This is a genomic window from Lysobacter sp. S4-A87, from assembly GCF_022637455.1.
Lineage (GTDB): Bacteria > Pseudomonadota > Gammaproteobacteria > Xanthomonadales > Xanthomonadaceae > Lysobacter_J.
The window spans coordinates 3,383,402-3,399,188 of record NZ_CP093341.1 but is presented as its reverse complement, the minus strand read 5'-3'; the positions used below and the strand labels follow the sequence as shown (position 1 = coordinate 3,399,188).

Here is a 15,787-nt window from a genome sequence, read left to right as displayed (position 1 = left end):
GGTCCAGGAACTCAGCCCGCGCCGGGCGGCACGGCCAGCGGTTGCGGCTGCAGCGTCGGCTGGCGCCGCGACCACCACAACCAGAACAGGCCCAGCGCGATCAGCGGCAGGCTCAGCACCTGCCCCATCGTCAGCCAGCCGAAGGCGAGGTAACCGATCTGCTCGTCGGGCATGCGCACGAACTCGATCAGGAAGCGGAAGCAGCCGTACAGCAGCGCGAACAGGCCCGACACCGCATAGCGCGGGCGCGGCTTGCTGGAGAACCACCACAGCGCCAGGAACATCACCAGGCCTTCGAGCAGCGCCTGGTAGAGCTGCGACGGATGGCGCGCATAGCGATCGAGCGCGCCGGTGGCGAACTGGCTCTGGATCTGCTCCATGCTGGTCCGGGCGAACTCCGGCGCGCGCGGGAACACCACGCCCCAGCCGGCGTCGGTGAACTTGCCCCACAACTCGCCGCCGATGTAGTTGCCCAGGCGGCCGAAGCCCAGCCCCGGCGGCACCAGCGGTGCGATGAAATCGACCGTGTCAAACAGGTGCAGGCGATGCCGGCGCGACCACCACCAGGCGGCGGCGACCACGCCGAGCAGCCCGCCGTGGAAGCTCATGCCGCCTTCCCAGATTCGCAGCAGCATCAGCGGATCGGCCAGCAGCGCCGGGAAGGAGTAGAAGAAGACGTAGCCCAGCCGCCCGCCCAGCACGACGCCGAGCATCCCGTAGAACAGCAGGTCGCCATAGGCCTGTTCGTTGACCCCGGGCAGGCGCCCGGCGCGGACCCGGCTGCGGCCCAGCCACCAGGCGGCGGCGAAGCCCAGCAGGTACATGATTCCGTACCAGTGCACCTGCAGCGGGCCGAGATGGAAGGCGATCGGATCGATCTGGTGCAGGACTGTCATGCGGCGGTTCGTGTCCGGACGGCGTGATGCCTATTGTGCCCTAGAGGATGTACGGCAGGTCCGGCAGCTCGTTGCTGTCGTGCTGCCCTTCGCCGCGGGGGAAATGCTCGACCAGCAGCGCCGACAGTGCCTCGACACCGGCCAGCACGCCCGCCTCGGCTTCACCGGCCCGCAGGCGCTCTTCGATCAGCTGGCACACGCCGCGCCACTGCTCGGCGCTGACGCGACCTTCGAAGCCGCGGTCAGCGACGATCTCGATGCGATGGTCGGCCAGCAGCAGGTACAGCAGCACGCCGTTGTTGGCCTGCGTGTCCCACACCCGCAGCCGTGCGAATACCTCGGCCGCCTGCTCGCGCGCCTCCACCCCCGCCAGTACCTGGCGCGGATGCAGGCTCGGGTCGACCGCAAAGCAGATCTCGCCGGTATGGCGCAGCTCGCTGTCGGCAATGGCCGTGGCGATGCGCTGCAGGCTCTCGCTGGGGAACAGGCGCTTGGCCGATGGTGGGAACAGGTGTTTGAACAGCCGCATGTCACCAGCTCCCGGAGGCGCCACCGCCCCCGCTCATGCCACCGCCACCACCCCAGCCGCCACCGCCGCCGAAGCCCCCGCCGCCGCCACCGAATCCGCCGCCACCCCAGCCACCGAAGCCGCCATGGCCACGATCGCGCGCATAGCGCCCCGACGGCAGGCTGGCCAGGCCCATGAAGAAGCCGATCGCGGCACCGATCCCGCCGACCACGACCATCGAGGAGATCAGCCAGGCGATGCCGCCGGCCGCACCCGCGCCGATCACGCCGCGCAGCAGCGACGGCGCCCGGCCGAAGATGCCGCGCGCGACCTGGCCGACGATGAAGGCGACGAACAGCGCGAACAGCCAGCCGCCGCCACGATTGCCGCGCCCGGCGCGGTGCTCGGCCATCGGCGCCGGCAACGGCTCGCCGTCGATCAGCTTGACCAGGGCGCCGGTGGCGTCCGTGATGCCGCCGGCATAGTCGCCGGCACGGAATTTCGGCACCAGGTATTCCTGGATCACGCGTGCGGAGGTGGCATCCGGGATCGCGCCTTCCAGGCCGTAGCCGACCTCGATGCGCACGCGGCGGTCGTCCTTGGCGACCACCAGCAGGACGCCATCGTCGACACCCTTGCGCCCGACCTTCCACTGGTCGAACGCGCGCACCGCGTACTGGGCGATGTCCTCGGGCATCGTGGTCGGCACCACCAGCACCTGCAGCTGGCTGCCCTTGCGCTGCTGCAATGCCAGCGCCTGGGCCTCGAGCCGCTGACGGGTGGCGGCATCGATCGTGCCGGTCGTGTCGACCACCGGCGAGGTCATCGCCGGGATCGCCGCCACCTGTTGTGCCTGCACCGGGACGAGCGCGAGCAACAGCGCGCCCGCGACGATCGCGACCGACACCCGCAGGCGCCGCCAGCTCACGGCAATGCTCCGCTACGCCTCACCCGGACTCAGCCGTTGGCCGGTGCCGGCTGCTGCTGCGGTTGCTGTTGCGGCGGCTGCGCCGGCTCGCCGAACTCGACCTTCGGCGCTTCCTGGATCTGCGCCTCGTTCTCGACCGTGAAGTTCGGCTTGGGCTTGTAGCCGAACATCATCGCCGTGAGGTTGGTCGGGAACTGGCGGATGTAGGTGTTGTAGTCCTGCACCGTGCCGATGTAACGCTGGCGTTCGACGGTGATGCGGTTCTCGGTGCCTTCCAGCTGCGCCTGCAGCTGCAGGAAGTTCTGGTCGGCCTTGAGCTGCGGATAGTTCTCGCTGACCACCAGCAGGCGGTTGAGCGCGCCCTGCAGTTCACCCTGCGCCTGCTGGAACTGCGCCAGCGACGCCGGATCATCGGCGTTGACATTGATGCTGCCGACCTTCGCGCGTGCGTTGGTGACCTGGGTCAGCACCTGCTGCTCGTGGCTGGCGTAGCCCTTGACCGTCGCGACGAGGTTCGGCACCAGGTCGGCACGGCGCTTGTAGACATTGAGCACCTGCGACCAGGCAGCCTTCACCGCCTCGTCCTTCGCCTGGATGGTGTTGTAGCCGCAGCCACTGAGCATGACGGCCATAAGGACCAGTACGAACGTTTGGACAACCCGGGTCATGACGCGCAACTCCTTCCGTGACATTGGCCGGCATTGCAGCACCTACGGAGGCGGCATGCAAACAACGTCGCGCGAATAACGATCGCGTAACCAACCCGGGTAGCCCGGGTAAGCGAAGCGCACCCGGGTTCTGCGTCCGGTACCCCGGGTGCGCTTCGCTTACCCGGGCTACGCCAGCTACGCCAGCGGTTATTCGGGCTGCAGGCGGCGCTGTGCGCGCCGCTTGGACCACAGGTTCAGGCACTCGACCAGCGCCGAGAAGCCCATCGCGCCGTAGATGTAACCCTTCGGGATGTGCATCTCGAAGCCATCGGCAATCAGGTACACGCCGACCAGCACGATGAAGGCCAGCGCCAGCATCTTGATCGTCGGGTTGTGGTCGATGAAGTTGCCCAGCGGCTTGGACGCCAGCAGCATCACGGCGACCGCGAGCAGGATCGCCGCGACCATCACCGGCGTGTGGTTGGCCATGCCGACCGCGGCGATGACCGAGTCGAGCGAGAACACGATGTCGATCACCGCGATCTGCGCGATCACGCCCATGAACGAGGCGACCGGCTTGGTGTGGATGTCCTCGGCCTCGCCTTCGCCGACGACCAGGTCCTTGATCTCCATCGTACCCTTCACCAGCAGGAAGGCGCCGCCGAGGATCAGCACCAGGTCGCGCACTGAAACGCCCTGGCCGAACATGGTGAACAAATCGTGGGTCAGGCCGGCCAGCCAGGCCAGCGTCAGCAGCAGCGCGATGCGGGTGATGCAGGCCACGGCAATGCCGAACTTGCGTGCCTTCTCGCGCTGCGTGTAGGGCAGCTTGCTGACCGCGATCGAAATGAAGACGAGGTTGTCGATACCGAGCACGATCTCGATGGCGCTCAAGGTAACGAGGGTGATCCACACCTGCGGATCGGTCAGCAGCTCAACAATCACTTGCGGTTTCCTGCACTTTGGCTTTTGGGAGTCTTGTCTTGGATGCGAGCGGCAAACGTCCGGTTCATGCCCGGCCCGTCACCACAGGCGGGGCACGACGATCGCACCCCAGGTCAGCACTACATTCATCATCAGCACGAACACCGCCGCCGAGCCCATGTCCTTGGCCCGGCCGGCCAGCTCGTGGAACTCGGGACCGTAACGCTCGATCACCGCCTCCACTGCCGAGTTGAGCAACTCGATGCTCAGCACCAGCAATACCGAACCGATCAGCAGCACGCGCTCCACTGCGGTCTGCCCCAGCCACCAGCCCAGCGGTGCAAGCACCACGAACAGGTACACCTCGAGCCGGAACGACGACTCGTGCAGCCAGGCCGCGCGCAGCCCCTGCATCGACCACCTGGCAGCTTTCAGTACGCGCGCGGGGCCGCGCGGCATGTGCCCGAATTCATCAGCCATGTCGGTCGCTCAGGCCGCCGGACGGGAAACAACGACCGGCGCACCCGCGCCACCCTGACGGCACTCCGGCGGCTCGCACAAGTGCTGGGACAGCTCGAAGATCGACATGGATGCACGTCTGGAAAGGATGTGAAGGCGCGACCTGCGGCCGCGGCAGGGGGCCGATTTTGCCACAAGCCCCGCGCCGCTGCCCCGCGGCCGCATGAACGGCCCCCTGTCATGCCCGGATAGCGTGTTTTTCGCGTGCCGTTAGCGTGCAGCGGCCTAGCCTGAGGGGCCCCGTCGTCCCGGAGTACACGCCATGTCCCGCTGCGCTCTGCTGGCACGGCTAGAGGCCAAACCCGGCAAGGAAGACCAGCTGGAACAGTTCCTTCGCAGCGCCCTGCCGCTGGCGGAAGCCGAACCGGCGACACGCACCTGGTTCGCCCTGCGCTTCGGCCCGAGCAGCTTCGGCATCTACGACACCTTCGACACCGAGGCCGGCCGCCAGGCGCACCTGGACGGACCCATTGCGGCGGCGCTGATGGAGCGCGCCGACGAGCTGCTTTCGCAGCCCCCGCAGATCGACCGGGTCGACCTGCTGGCCAGCAAGCTGCCGCACTGAGCCGGGGCGAACTGCCCACCCCTGCGAGGCCCAGGGACAGGGACACGTCGCCTTCGGCCGCCAGGCGACGAGGGAGGGGGGCTACTCCGCCTCGTGGATCGCCGTACCGCGACTACCGTCGGTCCTGATCCAGCCGCGGAACATGCTGCCGCTGTTGAACGGCATGGCGATGTTGCCCTGGCGGTCCATGGCAATGGCGCCGCCGTCGCCGCCGGCGGCGGGAACGATCCGGTTGACCACTTCCTCGGCCGCGGCCTGCAGCGAATCGCCGCGGTAGGCCACACGCGCGCAGATGTCGTGCGCGACCGCATTGCGGATGTAGAACTCGCCCCAGCCGGTGCCGGAAACGCCGCAGCCGTCGTCGGCCCAGGTGCCGGCTCCAATGATGGGCGCGTCGCCGACCCGGCCCCACTTCTTGTTGGTCATGCCGCCGGTGCTGGTGGCGGCGGCGATGTGGCCCTGCGCATCGAGCGCGACCGCGCCGACGGTGCCGAAGTAGGTCGGCGCGTCGTCAACGAGGCTGGCCTCGCGCTTGCCCTTGGCCGCCTCTTCACGCTGCGCCTTTTCCAGTTGCTGGCGACGCTTGTCGGTGTCGAACCAGTGGTTGGGTACACGCTCGATCTCGGGGCGTGTGTCTGCAAAGGCTTCCGCACCGGCGCCGGCAAGCATCACGTGCGCGCTGTGCTCCATGACCGTGCGTGCGAGCTTGATCGGGTTCTTGATCGTGGTCACGCCGGCGACCGAGCCGGCACGGCGGGTATGGCCTTCCATGATCGCCGCATCGAGTTCATGCCCGCCCTTGGCATTGAACACCGCGCCCTTGCCGGCGTTGAACTGCGGCGCGTCCTCCATCACCACCACCGCCGCGGTCACCGCATCGAGCGCGCTGCCACCGCGCTTGAGCACGGCGTTGCCGGCATCGAGCGCGCGGTTGAGCGCGGTATGGTAGGCGCGACGCTCCTCCTCGCTGATCGAATCCTTGGGCACGAAGCCGGCGCCGCCGTGGATCACCAGCGCCGTTTTCGGCGCGGCGGGCTTGTCGGCGGCATGAGCGTTGACGGTCATCGTTGCGAGGGCGAGCAGCGGGAGCGAAATCAGGTTCGGCAGGCGCATGGGTCGGAGTCCGGCGAGGAAGCCAGAGCATAACGCCGAACTCCCGCTCTCATCCCGGCACCCTTACTGCTGCCGCAGCGCCTCGATCGGATCCAGCTGCGAGGCCTTGCGTGCCGGGTAATAGCCGAAGAACAACCCGGTCATGATCGAGAAGCTCGCCGCGAGCGCGATCACCTGGCCGTTCAATGCCACCGGCAGCGAGCCGAACTTGCCGACCAGCAACGCCCCGACGACACCGATCGCTATCCCCAGCGCACCGCCGATCAGCGAGATCAGCATCGCCTCGGCGAGGAACTGCCGGCGCACGTCCGACGGCCCCGCTCCGACCGCCATGCGCAGGCCGATCTCGCGGATGCGCTCGGTCACCGAGACCAGCATGATGTTCATGATGCCGATGCCACCGACGATCAGCGAAATCGTCGCCACCGCGCCCAGCAGCAGCGACATCAACCGCGTCGTCGCCGTGCGCGTGGCGACGATCTCGGAAATGTTGCGCACGTTGAAGTCGTCATCGTCGCCGGGCTTGATGCGGTGGCGCTGGCGCAGCAGCGCCTCCACTTCGCCCTGGGCGTAGCTGAGGTCCTTGGCGTCGGCCACCGTCAACGCGATCTGCGTCACCGCACCGGCGGGCAGGCCCATCGCGCCCATCAGGCGGCGGCGCGCGGTCTGCAGCGGCACCATCACCACGTCGTCCTGGTCCTGGCCGAAGCCGCCCTGGCCCTTGGGCTTGAGCGTGGCCACCACGGTGAACGGCACGCGCCCCAGGCGAATGGTCTGGCCGACACCCGGGTCGTCGCCGAACAGCGTGCGTCGCACCGTCTCGCCGAGGATCACCACCTTGCCGGCGCTGGTGTAGTCCTGCGCGTCGAATCCGTCGCCGTTGCCGATGACCCAGCCGTTGATGTCGAAGAAGTCCGGCTGCACGCCCTGCCAGCTGGTCGAGGCATTGTTCTCCGCGTACACCACCTGGGTGCTGCCGCGCAGCGCACCGGCGACGTACTGCACTTCCGGGACTTCGCTGCGGATCGCCTCGACGTCGCCCTCGTTGAGGGTGAAGAAGCTCGACGCGCTCATGCGCGCACCGCCACCGCCCGGACCGCGGCCGGCGCCGGAGCTGATGTCCAGGCGCTGCGAACCCAGCCCCGACACCATCTTGTCGATCTCGGCCTGGGTGCCCTGTCCCACCGACACCATCACGATCACCGCGGCAATGCCGATGATCACGCCCAGCGAAGTCAGCGCGCTGCGCATCCAGTTGCCGCGCAGGGCATGGATGGCCGTGCGCAGGATGTCGGAAAAATTCACGGCGCATCCTCCTGCGCGTGCAGCTCACCGTCGCGCATCACGTAGATGCGGTCGGCATGCGCGGCGACCTCGGCATCGTGGGTGATCAGCACCACGGTGTGGTTGTCATCGCGAAGGCGCTTGAACAGCGCCAGGATCTCCTCGCCGGTCTTGCTGTCGAGCGCACCGGTGGGCTCGTCGGCGAGCAGGATCGGCGGCTGGTTGATCAGCGCGCGCGCAATGGCCACGCGCTGCTGCTGGCCGCCGGACAGTTCGCTGGGGCGATGGCCGACACGTTCGCCCAGGCCGACCGAGACCAGCGCGGCACGGGCGCGCTCGAGCCGCTCTTGCGGCGGCACCTGCGCGTAGCCCAGCGGCATCGCCACGTTCTCCAGTGCGCTCATCCGCGGCAGCAGGTTGAAGCCCTGGAAGACGAAACCGATCTTGTCGCGGCGCAGGACCGCCAGCTCCTCGGGATCGAGTGTCGACACGTCGACGCCATCGCAGTGGTAGCTGCCGGCCGTTGGCGTGTCGAGGCAACCAATCAGGTTCATCAGTGTCGACTTGCCCGACCCCGAAGGGCCCATGATCGCGACGAATTCGCCGCGATCGATGCGCAGGTCGACGTCACGCAATGCCTGCACCTCGGCCTCGGTATGCGCCGAGTAGGTCTTGCACAAGCCGCGCGTGAGGATCACCGCCGGCGCGGTGTCGGCCGAAATGGCGGCGGTGGCGCTCATTGCTTGGCCCGCTCGCCGGTCACGATCAGGTCGCCCTGCTTGAGGCCGCCGCCCGACACCTCGGTGCTGCTGCCGTCGCTGGCGCCGATGCGCACCATCAGCATTTCCGGCTTGCCCGCGGCCAGTCGGTACAGCGGCGCGCGCTTGGCATTGAGCAACGCCGACAGGGCGCCGTCCCACTTGCCCTGTTGCGTTGCGTCGAGGCCGGCACGGAATTCGGAGAAGTCCTCGCGGAAGCGGTCGGCAATGCGCTGGCGCATCTGCGCCTGCAGGTTGCCCGAGCCACTGCCGCCGCCGACCACGACCGGACCACCGCCGCCGCGTCCGCCGCCACCGCCACCGCCACCGCCAAACAGGCGATTGCCGCCACCGGCCTGCGCCGCCTGTGCCTGGCGCGCCGCCTGGCGCTCGCGCACCGACGCCACGGCGGCATCGAACGCAGCCTGCTGGGAGGCATTGAGATTGAGCGTGGAAGCGGTGCGCGTGAGGTCGTCGATGACGCCACTGCCGCCCTGGCGGCCGCCCTGCGGCGCCGCGGCCGTGGCGTTGGCGGCGTCATCGGCCGGCTTGAAGCGCAGCGCGGCGTTGGACACCTTCAGGACGTCGTCGCGCCGGCTCACTTCGATCTCGGCGTTGACCGTCAGGCCCGGCAGCAGCGTGCCGTCGCTGTTGTCGACGGTCACCACGACCGGATAGGTCACGACATTGTTCGTCGTCGTCGCCGACAGGCGCACCTGCTCGACGGTGCCGCGGAACTGGCGGTCGGGGAACGCATCGACGGTGAACGAGACGCCCTGGCCGGTGCGGACCTGGCCGATGTCGGCCTCATCGACGGCCAGTTCGATCTTCATCTTCGCCAGGTCCTCGGCGATCTTGAACAGCTCCGGCGCCTGCAGGCTGGCTGCCACGGTCTGACCCGGCTCGATGCTGCGCGTCAGCACGACGCCATCGACCGGCGAGCGGATCACGGTGCGGTCGAGATTGACCTGCGTGGTTTCGGTCGAAGCGGTCTGTTGCTGGATCGAGGCCTGCGCCGCGTTCACCTGCGCGCGCGCCTGGTCGAGGGCGGCCCGGGCCAGGTCGACATCGCTGCGTGCGACCAGTTGGCGCGCGCCGAGGTCGGCCTTGCGACGGTAGTCCAGTTCGGCATTGACCAGCGACGCCTGCGCCTGCGACAGCGCCGCGCGCGCATTGGCGATCTGCGCATTGCCCTGGGCGATCTGGGCCTGGTAGGTCTTGGGATCGATGCGGGCGATCACCTGGCCGCGCTTGACCTGGTCGTTGAAGTCGACCAGCACGTCGGTCACCTGGCCGGAAATCTGGCTGCCGACGGTGACGGTGGAGATCGCGCTGAGCGTGCCGGTCGAGGAAATGGCGACTCGGATGTCGCCGCGCTCGACCGGCGCGGTGCGATACGCACCGGTGGCGGCTTCGGCATCGCGCTGGCGGACATACCAGTAGCCACCGCCCGCAAGCGCGAGCACGACGGCAGCGGCAATGCCGCGACGGATCCACACATTGGGCTTGCGGGGGTTCGACGGCTGGACGGACTTGCGGGCTGCGCTCATTTGGCTCGATTCATGGGTTATGCCGGCACCAACGCCTGGAGTGGCGTTGCGTTGACAGCAACCGGGCCGAATGGTTCAGCCCGCTGTCATCACGTTACTGGAACCGGATCACCGCTGTCGTGCCCTGCCCCGGCTCACTGGCCAGGCTCACCGGCCAGCCGAAGCGTTCGCCGAGCCGGCGCACGATCGACAGGCCCATGCCCTTGCCGTCGCTTTCGGCAAACTCGGCACGGAAGAACGGATCGAAGGCCTTGGCCAGCACCTCCGGCGACATGCCGATGCCACTGTCGCGGATCACCACGCGATCGGGCATCACCCGCACTTCGATCTGGCCGCTGCCGGTGAAACGCACGGCATTGCTCAGCAGGTTGCCGACCATGACCCGCAGCACGTGCGGCGGCGCGACCAGTCGCGGGCCACCCTCGTCGTGCAGCAGCACCTCCACCGGTCGCCCGGCCAGCATCGGCCGGATCCGCTCGACTTCGCCGGCGACGATGTCGCGCACTTCGAACTCCTCGCTCTGCGGCGCCACGTCGGCTTCGCGGGCGAGGATCAGGAAGGCCTCGATCACCGACTCCATGTCGCGGCCGGCCTGTTGCACGCGCGCCAGCGAGCGCTGCGCGCGCGGGCTGGTTTCGGGGTCGGCCAGCATCAGGTCGGTGGCAACACGAATGACCGTCAGCGGCGTGCGCAGTTCATGGCTGGCATCGCGGGTGAAGTTGCGCTCGCGGCGGACGAAATCGCCGACGCGCTCCGACAATCCCGTCAGCGCCTTCGACAGCTTGCGCACCTCGTCACTGGCATCGGCCGGCAACCGCGCCGGCGCGATCGCGCTGGCATCGGGGTCGCGCGGATCCCAGTGCGCGACCTGGTTGGCCAGCCAGCTCACCGGCGTGACCAGTCGCTTGGAGGTCCGATAGGTCAGCCAGATCAGCACACCGCTGGTGAGCAGCGACAGCAGCAGCGAGACCAGCCCGGTCATCAGCACCGACTGGTCGGCCATCCATGCCGAGAACACCAGGTACAGCGTTCCCTGCGGGCGGCGGTCGACGTAGACCAGGCTGCGGCTGTCGGGCAGCCGCTGCACGCCCGTGCCCAGTCCCTCCAGCTCGGCCGGCAGTTTCGGACTGGCCTGCCCAGGGATCACGACGTAGCCCGACATCGTCGAGCTGCTCGGCAACCGGTGGTGGGGATCGGCCGCGTAGGCCTTCCAGAACGCCTGTGCTTCCTGCCGCACACGCTGCTCGATGACCTCCTGGCGCACGATCACGCCGGCGAGCAGGATGCCCACCGTGATCACGATGCTGCCGATCAATGCCTGCGTGATGAACGCAAGCTTGATCCTGCGCGGAAGTCCGTGCCGCATGGCGCCGCCGCGTTACTCGGGCGGCTGCGAAATGTCGGCGACGCGGTAGCCGGCACTTTGCACGGTATGCAGCAACTGCTTGTCGAACGGCTTGTCGATCGTCTTGCGCAGGTTGTACAGGTGACTGCGCAACGTGTCCGAATCGGGCAGGCCGTTGCCCCAGATCTCGCGTTCGATCTCCTGGCGGCTGACCACGCGCGGCGATTCGCGCATGAGGATGGTCAGCAGGCGCAGGCCGATCGGCGAGAGCTGCAGTTCGCTGCCGCCGCGGGTCACCCGCAGGCTGGCCGGATCGAGCACGAGATCGGCGACCTTGAGTACCTCGCCACCGACCTGCCGTCGCTCACGCCGGATCAACGCGCGCAGGCGCGCTTCCAGTTCCTGGATCGCGAACGGCTTGGTCAGGTAATCGTCCGCCCCCGCCCCCAGGCCCGTGAGCTTCTCGTCGAGCGTGTCGCGCGCGGTCAGCATCAGCACCGGCGTCGACTTGCGCGCCTCCTCGCGCAGCTTCTTGCACAACTCCACGCCGTCCATGCGTGGCAGCATCAGATCCAGTACGACGACGTCATAATTGTTCTCGGTCGCCAGGCGGTAGCCGTCGAGGCCGTCGCTGGCATAGTCCACCTCGAAGCCGCGGCCCTCCAGATACTCGCCGACCATCTCCGAGATGTTGCGGTTGTCCTCCACGATCAGGACCAGACCGCCGTCCCTTGTGCCGGTACCCTGCATGCAAACCCCTCCAACCCTTCAGCTTTGTGAAGGCTGCCTTTGCGAGTGTGGATGTTTCGTGAAGGTGCTGTGCTTAAGCTGAACAAAGTCCCTATGGCGAAATATTCCCATGCCTGCTGAACGCCTCTACCCGATCCTGCTGCTGCTCGGATCCAACCTGTTCATGACCTTTGCCTGGTACGGGCACCTGAAGTACAAGTCCACACCCCTGCTGATGGCGATCATGGTCAGCTGGGGCATCGCCTTCTTCGAGTACTGCCTGATGGTCCCCGCCAACCGCCTCGGCAGCGCCGTCTACTCGGCGCCCCAGCTCAAGGGCATGCAGGAGGTCATCACCCTGCTCGTCTTCGCCGGCTTCTCCGCCTGGTACCTGGGCGAACCCCTCAAGTGGAACCACTGGGCCGGCTTTGCCCTGATCGCCGTGGCGGCCTGGCTGATCTTCCTGGATTGATCTTCCTGGATTGATCTTCAGAACCTGATCTTGCCGCTGAGGATGTCCTTGAACATCACCCAGTCGCCGGCGAACGAATAGAACGGGTGGCGGAAGGTGGCCGGGCGATTCTTCTCGAAGAAGAAGTGGCCGACCCAGGCGAAGCCATAGCCGCACACCAGCGCGGCCAGCAGCCACCAGCCGTTACGCTCGACGATGGCCAATGCCAGCAGCGCCAGCACCCCGCAACTGCCGATGAAATGCAGGCGCCGGCTGGTGCGATGGCTGTGCTCGCCCAGGTAGTACGGGTAGAACTCACGGAAGCTGGCGAAGCGCGGCACGTTGTTCCTCCCAATGTCCCCGGTTGGACCGGTGCGCCGCGCGTTGCGCGGCCCGTCTGCCGCCGGTCCGGACGTGATCGTGCACCCGCGCCGGCGGTGGGGCAAGCGGGCGCTTTGGGGGACGAAAATCTTTTGGGACGAATCTGATGGCCTGCATGCCGGCCATCCGGACAATGGCCCTCGGACAAAACGTCCCCTACATCGCTCCGGCGCCCCGGCCGGTGCTCTCGTTCAAGACGCCGCCCCTGGCCCTCGTCGCCTGGCCAGTGTGGTTGCGTGCGCGCCATTGGAAGGTGCCAGTTCCGGACCTCCGTCATGCTTCACAACCCCCGCCGCCAGCCTCCGTCCCTTGTCCGTTCCAGCGCCCGCCGCCTCCGCTCGGGAAGGCTTGCCAGCCTGCACGTGGCCGGCGCGGCGCTGGTGATCGTCCTGGCGACACAGGACAGCCCTGCGGCATCGCACGAACCATCGGCGCTGCCCGATGCAGCAGCCATGATGGTCGTGGCCCTGCCGCAGCCCGGGCCGATCGCGGCCTCGCCCGAACAACCCTTCGCCTTCGAATCGGCGAAAACGCCCGCTGACTCGATGCGGTTGCCGTTGGACGCAATCCGCGTGACGTCCGGCTTCGGCCTTCGCAACCATCCGCTGCGCCGGCGTGCCGCGTTCCACAACGGGATCGATTTCGCCGCGCCGCCCGGCACGGCGGTGCATGCGTCGGCCGATGGCGTGGTCGCACGCGCGGCCTTCAGCAAGGACTACGGCAACCTGGTCCTGATCGACCACGGCAACGGCTGCAGCACCCTCTACGCGCACAACGAGCGACTGCTGGTACACACCGGTGAGCCGATTCAGGCCGGCCAGCCCATCGCGCTGGTGGGATCGTCCGGGCGTTCGACCGGACCCCACCTGCACTTCGAGGTCCGCCATGACGGTGCGCGCGTGGACCCGCGCAACTATCTCGCCGGGATTTGACTCAGGAATTGACGAAGCGCCGGTCGTTGCGCTGCTAGGACTTCTCCGCGGCCTTGGCCCGGTCCCAGTAGCGGTCCTGCGCTTCCAGCGACTGACCGGACAGTTCGGTGCCCTCGGCTTCGGCCAGGGCCTCCATGGTGCGGAAGCGGCGCTCGAACTTCAGGTTGGCCCTGCGCAATGCGGTGCCGACGTCGACCTTCGCGTGGCGCGCCAGATTGGCGCAGACGAACAGCACATCGCCGATTTCGTCCTCCAGCCGGTCGCGCGCAGCGGCGTCACCCGGGTCGGCGTCCAATGCGGCGAATTCGGCGCGCACTTCCTCGATCTCTTCGTGCAGCTTGGCGATCACCGGCGTCACGTCGGGCCAGTCGAAGCCGACCCGCGCGGCACGCTTCTGCAACTTCACCGCGCGCTGCCATTCGGGAAGACCGCGGGCGATGCCGGCGAGCGCGGAGCGGTCTTCATGGCCGCTGTCCTCGCGCTCGCGGCGCTTGTGTTCTTCCCAGGCGACCGTCTGCGCTTCGGCGTCCTCGACTTCGACTCCCTCGACTGCAGCATCGGCAAATACATGCGGATGCCTGCGCACCATCTTGTCGCTGATCGCGGCGACCACGTCGGCAAACTCGAACGCACCCTGCTCCTGCGCCATGCGTGCATGGAACACCACCTGCAGCAGCAGGTCGCCCAGCTCGTCCTTCAGGTCGCCCAGGTCGCCGCGATCTATCGCGTCGGCCACTTCGTAGGCTTCCTCGATCGTGTACGGCGCGATGCTGGCGAAATCCTGCTGCACGTCCCACGGGCAACCGCTCTGCGGATCGCGCAGGCGCGCCATGATGGTGAGGAGGCGGTCGATGGAGTTGCTGCCGGGATCGGACATGGTGTGTGGTGCCCAGTCAGTCGCCGAGCCATTGCCGCCACGGCAGCGCAGGATCGCCCAGGGCGATGAAGTCGCCGTTGAGGATCCCCTCGCGCTGGTTGTAACGGAACGGACGGCCCTGCGGATCGAGCACGACGCCGCCGGCACCTTCGAGCACGCACTGGCCCGCCGCGGTATCCCATTCGCTGGTGGGGCCAAAACGCGGATAGACGTCGAGCCTGCCGTCGGCGAGGGTGCAGAACTTCAGCGACGAGCCCAGGCCGATCGGCTCCACGTGGCCCATGCGGGCGATGAACGCCTCGGTGCGGGTGTCACGGTGCGAACGGCTCGCCGCCACGCGCAGCGGCGACGTGGCCGGCGCGCGGGCGCGCACGGCCTCGTCGCGGTTGCCTTCGCGGCGGAAGGCGCCGAGCGTCGCGCCGCCGTGCCAGAGCACGCCGGTCACCGGCGCCTGCACCACGCCGAACACGGCCACGCCCCCTTCGATCAGGGCGATGTTGACGGTGAACTCGCCATTGCGCTTGACGAACTCGCGGGTGCCATCGAGCGGGTCGACCATCCACGAGCGCGTCCACTGGCGCCGCTGCGCGGTCGGAACCTCGTGCGCGGATTCCTCCGACAGCACCGGGATGTCCGGCGTCAGGCGCGCCAGGCCGTCGACGATGCAACGGTGCGCGGCCAGGTCGGCGGCGGTCAGCGGCGAATCGTCGTCCTTGTGCTGCACGGCGAAATCGCTGTCGTAGATGCCCAGGATCGCGGCGGCGGCATCGTGCGCCAGTGCGATCACGCCTTCGCGCAGTTCGGTAGAGATCATGTCTGGTGCGTCCTCAGCCACTCGCGGGCGATGAAAAGGGCGGCGATGCTGCGACCCTCGGAAAAGTCCTCGCGCAAGATCAGCTGGTGGAGGTCGTCGAGCTTCCACGGCACCACTTCCAGCTCTTCGGGCTCGTCGCCCGGCAGTCGCTCCGGGTAGAGGTCGCGCGCCAGCACCAGGTGCGCCTGGTGGCTCATGTAGGTCGGGGCCAGGGTCAGCGAGCGCAATACGTTGAGCGAGCGCGCGCCGTAGCCGGCTTCTTCCTTGAGTTCACGGTCGGCGGCCTGCTCCGGCGTCTCGCCTGCGTCGATGCGGCCCTTGACCAGCCCCAGCTCGTAGCGGTGCATGCCCGCGGCGTATTCGCGCACCAGCAGCACGGTGTCGTCATCCAGCAGGGGCACCACCACGACCGCGCCGTGGCCCCGCCCGTGCAGGCGCTCGTAGTTGCGGCGCTCGCCGTTGGCGAACTCCAGCTCCAGTCGTTCGAGCCGGTATGGACCGGCGTCGTGCTCGGTGATGCTGTGGATGGTAGGCAGCCGGCGGCTCATGGCCTGGTTCCGTGG

General features: G+C 68.0%; 19 protein-coding genes. 3 read left to right on the top strand and 16 right to left on the bottom strand.

The window, feature by feature from the left end; genetic code table 11:
- Positions 1-11 precede the first annotated feature (11 nt).
- The 6 genes from lgt to MNR01_RS15240 all read right to left on the bottom strand — a co-directional run bounded on the left by lgt (position 12) and on the right by MNR01_RS15240 (position 4,386).
- Complete coding sequence (gene lgt / locus MNR01_RS15265) at positions 12-896, bottom strand: prolipoprotein diacylglyceryl transferase (protein WP_241918605.1); 885 nt, start codon at positions 894-896, stop codon at positions 12-14.
- Between the two features lie 40 nt (positions 897-936).
- On the bottom strand, positions 937-1,425 hold the full coding sequence (locus MNR01_RS15260; RefSeq protein ID WP_241918604.1) for a TPM domain-containing protein: 489 nt from the start codon (positions 1,423-1,425) through the stop codon (positions 937-939).
- A gap of 1 nt (position 1,426) precedes the next feature.
- Positions 1,427-2,317: a YgcG family protein gene (locus MNR01_RS15255; protein WP_241920649.1), complete on the bottom strand. Its 891-nt coding sequence runs from the start codon at positions 2,315-2,317 to the stop codon at positions 1,427-1,429.
- A gap of 44 nt (positions 2,318-2,361) precedes the next feature.
- Positions 2,362-3,000, bottom strand: a complete 639-nt coding sequence (locus MNR01_RS15250; protein WP_241918603.1) for a LemA family protein — start codon at positions 2,998-3,000, stop codon at positions 2,362-2,364.
- A 189-nt stretch (positions 3,001-3,189) separates the two neighbouring features.
- On the bottom strand, positions 3,190-3,927 hold the full coding sequence (locus tag MNR01_RS15245; RefSeq protein WP_241918602.1) for a TerC family protein: 738 nt from the start codon (positions 3,925-3,927) through the stop codon (positions 3,190-3,192).
- A 78-nt stretch (positions 3,928-4,005) separates the two neighbouring features.
- On the bottom strand, positions 4,006-4,386 hold the full coding sequence (locus MNR01_RS15240) for a diacylglycerol kinase (RefSeq protein ID WP_241918601.1): 381 nt from the start codon (positions 4,384-4,386) through the stop codon (positions 4,006-4,008).
- 301 nt (positions 4,387-4,687) lie between these two features.
- Between MNR01_RS15240 and MNR01_RS15235 the strand changes: the two genes are divergently transcribed.
- Entirely contained in the window at positions 4,688-4,990 is a 303-nt protein-coding gene (locus MNR01_RS15235; protein WP_241918600.1) for an antibiotic biosynthesis monooxygenase, read from the top strand.
- A gap of 81 nt (positions 4,991-5,071) precedes the next feature.
- On the opposite strand, the gene MNR01_RS15230 is transcribed toward MNR01_RS15235, so the two are convergent.
- From MNR01_RS15230 to MNR01_RS15205, 6 genes are all read right to left on the bottom strand, one after another.
- Complete coding sequence (locus MNR01_RS15230) at positions 5,072-6,055, bottom strand: isoaspartyl peptidase/L-asparaginase (protein WP_241920648.1); 984 nt, start codon at positions 6,053-6,055, stop codon at positions 5,072-5,074.
- Between the two features lie 111 nt (positions 6,056-6,166).
- On the bottom strand, positions 6,167-7,408 hold the full coding sequence (locus MNR01_RS15225; protein WP_241918599.1) for an ABC transporter permease: 1,242 nt from the start codon (positions 7,406-7,408) through the stop codon (positions 6,167-6,169).
- Positions 7,405-8,127 carry an ABC transporter ATP-binding protein gene (locus tag MNR01_RS15220; RefSeq protein ID WP_241918598.1) on the bottom strand — a complete coding sequence of 241 codons (723 nt, stop codon included), beginning with the start codon at positions 8,125-8,127 and terminating at the stop codon, positions 7,405-7,407. Before MNR01_RS15220 ends, MNR01_RS15225 begins: the two co-directional genes overlap by 4 nt.
- A complete protein-coding gene (locus MNR01_RS15215; protein WP_241918597.1) occupies positions 8,124-9,695 on the bottom strand; it encodes an efflux RND transporter periplasmic adaptor subunit in 1,572 nt (523 codons plus the stop codon). The genes MNR01_RS15220 and MNR01_RS15215 overlap by 4 nt, the downstream gene beginning before the upstream one ends.
- A 94-nt stretch (positions 9,696-9,789) precedes the next feature.
- Complete coding sequence (locus MNR01_RS15210) at positions 9,790-11,061, bottom strand: HAMP domain-containing sensor histidine kinase (RefSeq protein WP_241918596.1); 1,272 nt, start codon at positions 11,059-11,061, stop codon at positions 9,790-9,792.
- 12 nt (positions 11,062-11,073) lie between these two features.
- On the bottom strand, positions 11,074-11,790 hold the full coding sequence (locus tag MNR01_RS15205; protein WP_158733290.1) for a response regulator transcription factor: 717 nt from the start codon (positions 11,788-11,790) through the stop codon (positions 11,074-11,076).
- 109 nt (positions 11,791-11,899) lie between these two features.
- On the opposite strand from MNR01_RS15205, the gene MNR01_RS15200 reads away from it, so the two are divergent.
- Positions 11,900-12,241, top strand: coding sequence for a DMT family protein (locus tag MNR01_RS15200; protein WP_241918595.1), 342 nt, complete (start codon positions 11,900-11,902; stop codon positions 12,239-12,241).
- A gap of 17 nt (positions 12,242-12,258) precedes the next feature.
- On the opposite strand, the gene MNR01_RS15195 is transcribed toward MNR01_RS15200, so the two are convergent.
- Positions 12,259-12,561, bottom strand: coding sequence for a DUF962 domain-containing protein (locus MNR01_RS15195; protein ID WP_241918594.1), 303 nt, complete (start codon positions 12,559-12,561; stop codon positions 12,259-12,261).
- A gap of 276 nt (positions 12,562-12,837) precedes the next feature.
- Between MNR01_RS15195 and MNR01_RS15190 the strand changes: the two genes are divergently transcribed.
- Positions 12,838-13,533, top strand: a complete 696-nt coding sequence (locus tag MNR01_RS15190; protein ID WP_241918593.1) for a M23 family metallopeptidase — start codon at positions 12,838-12,840, stop codon at positions 13,531-13,533.
- A gap of 34 nt (positions 13,534-13,567) precedes the next feature.
- Here MNR01_RS15190 and mazG read toward each other — a convergent pair whose 3' ends face one another.
- The 3 genes from mazG to nudE are packed head-to-tail and all read right to left on the bottom strand — an operon-like array spanning position 13,568 to position 15,772.
- The gene (gene mazG, locus MNR01_RS15185; RefSeq protein ID WP_241918592.1) at positions 13,568-14,410 is read right to left on the bottom strand and encodes a nucleoside triphosphate pyrophosphohydrolase; all 843 of its coding nucleotides are present in this window, start codon (positions 14,408-14,410) and stop codon (positions 13,568-13,570) included.
- Positions 14,411-14,426: 16 nt separating this feature from the next.
- Positions 14,427-15,224 (bottom strand): 3'(2'),5'-bisphosphate nucleotidase CysQ, encoded by a 798-nt coding sequence (gene cysQ, locus MNR01_RS15180; RefSeq protein WP_241918591.1) that lies wholly within the window; start codon positions 15,222-15,224, stop codon positions 14,427-14,429.
- Positions 15,221-15,772 (bottom strand): ADP compounds hydrolase NudE, encoded by a 552-nt coding sequence (nudE, locus tag MNR01_RS15175; protein ID WP_241918590.1) that lies wholly within the window; start codon positions 15,770-15,772, stop codon positions 15,221-15,223. The genes cysQ and nudE overlap by 4 nt, the downstream gene beginning before the upstream one ends.
- Positions 15,773-15,787 lie beyond the last annotated feature (15 nt).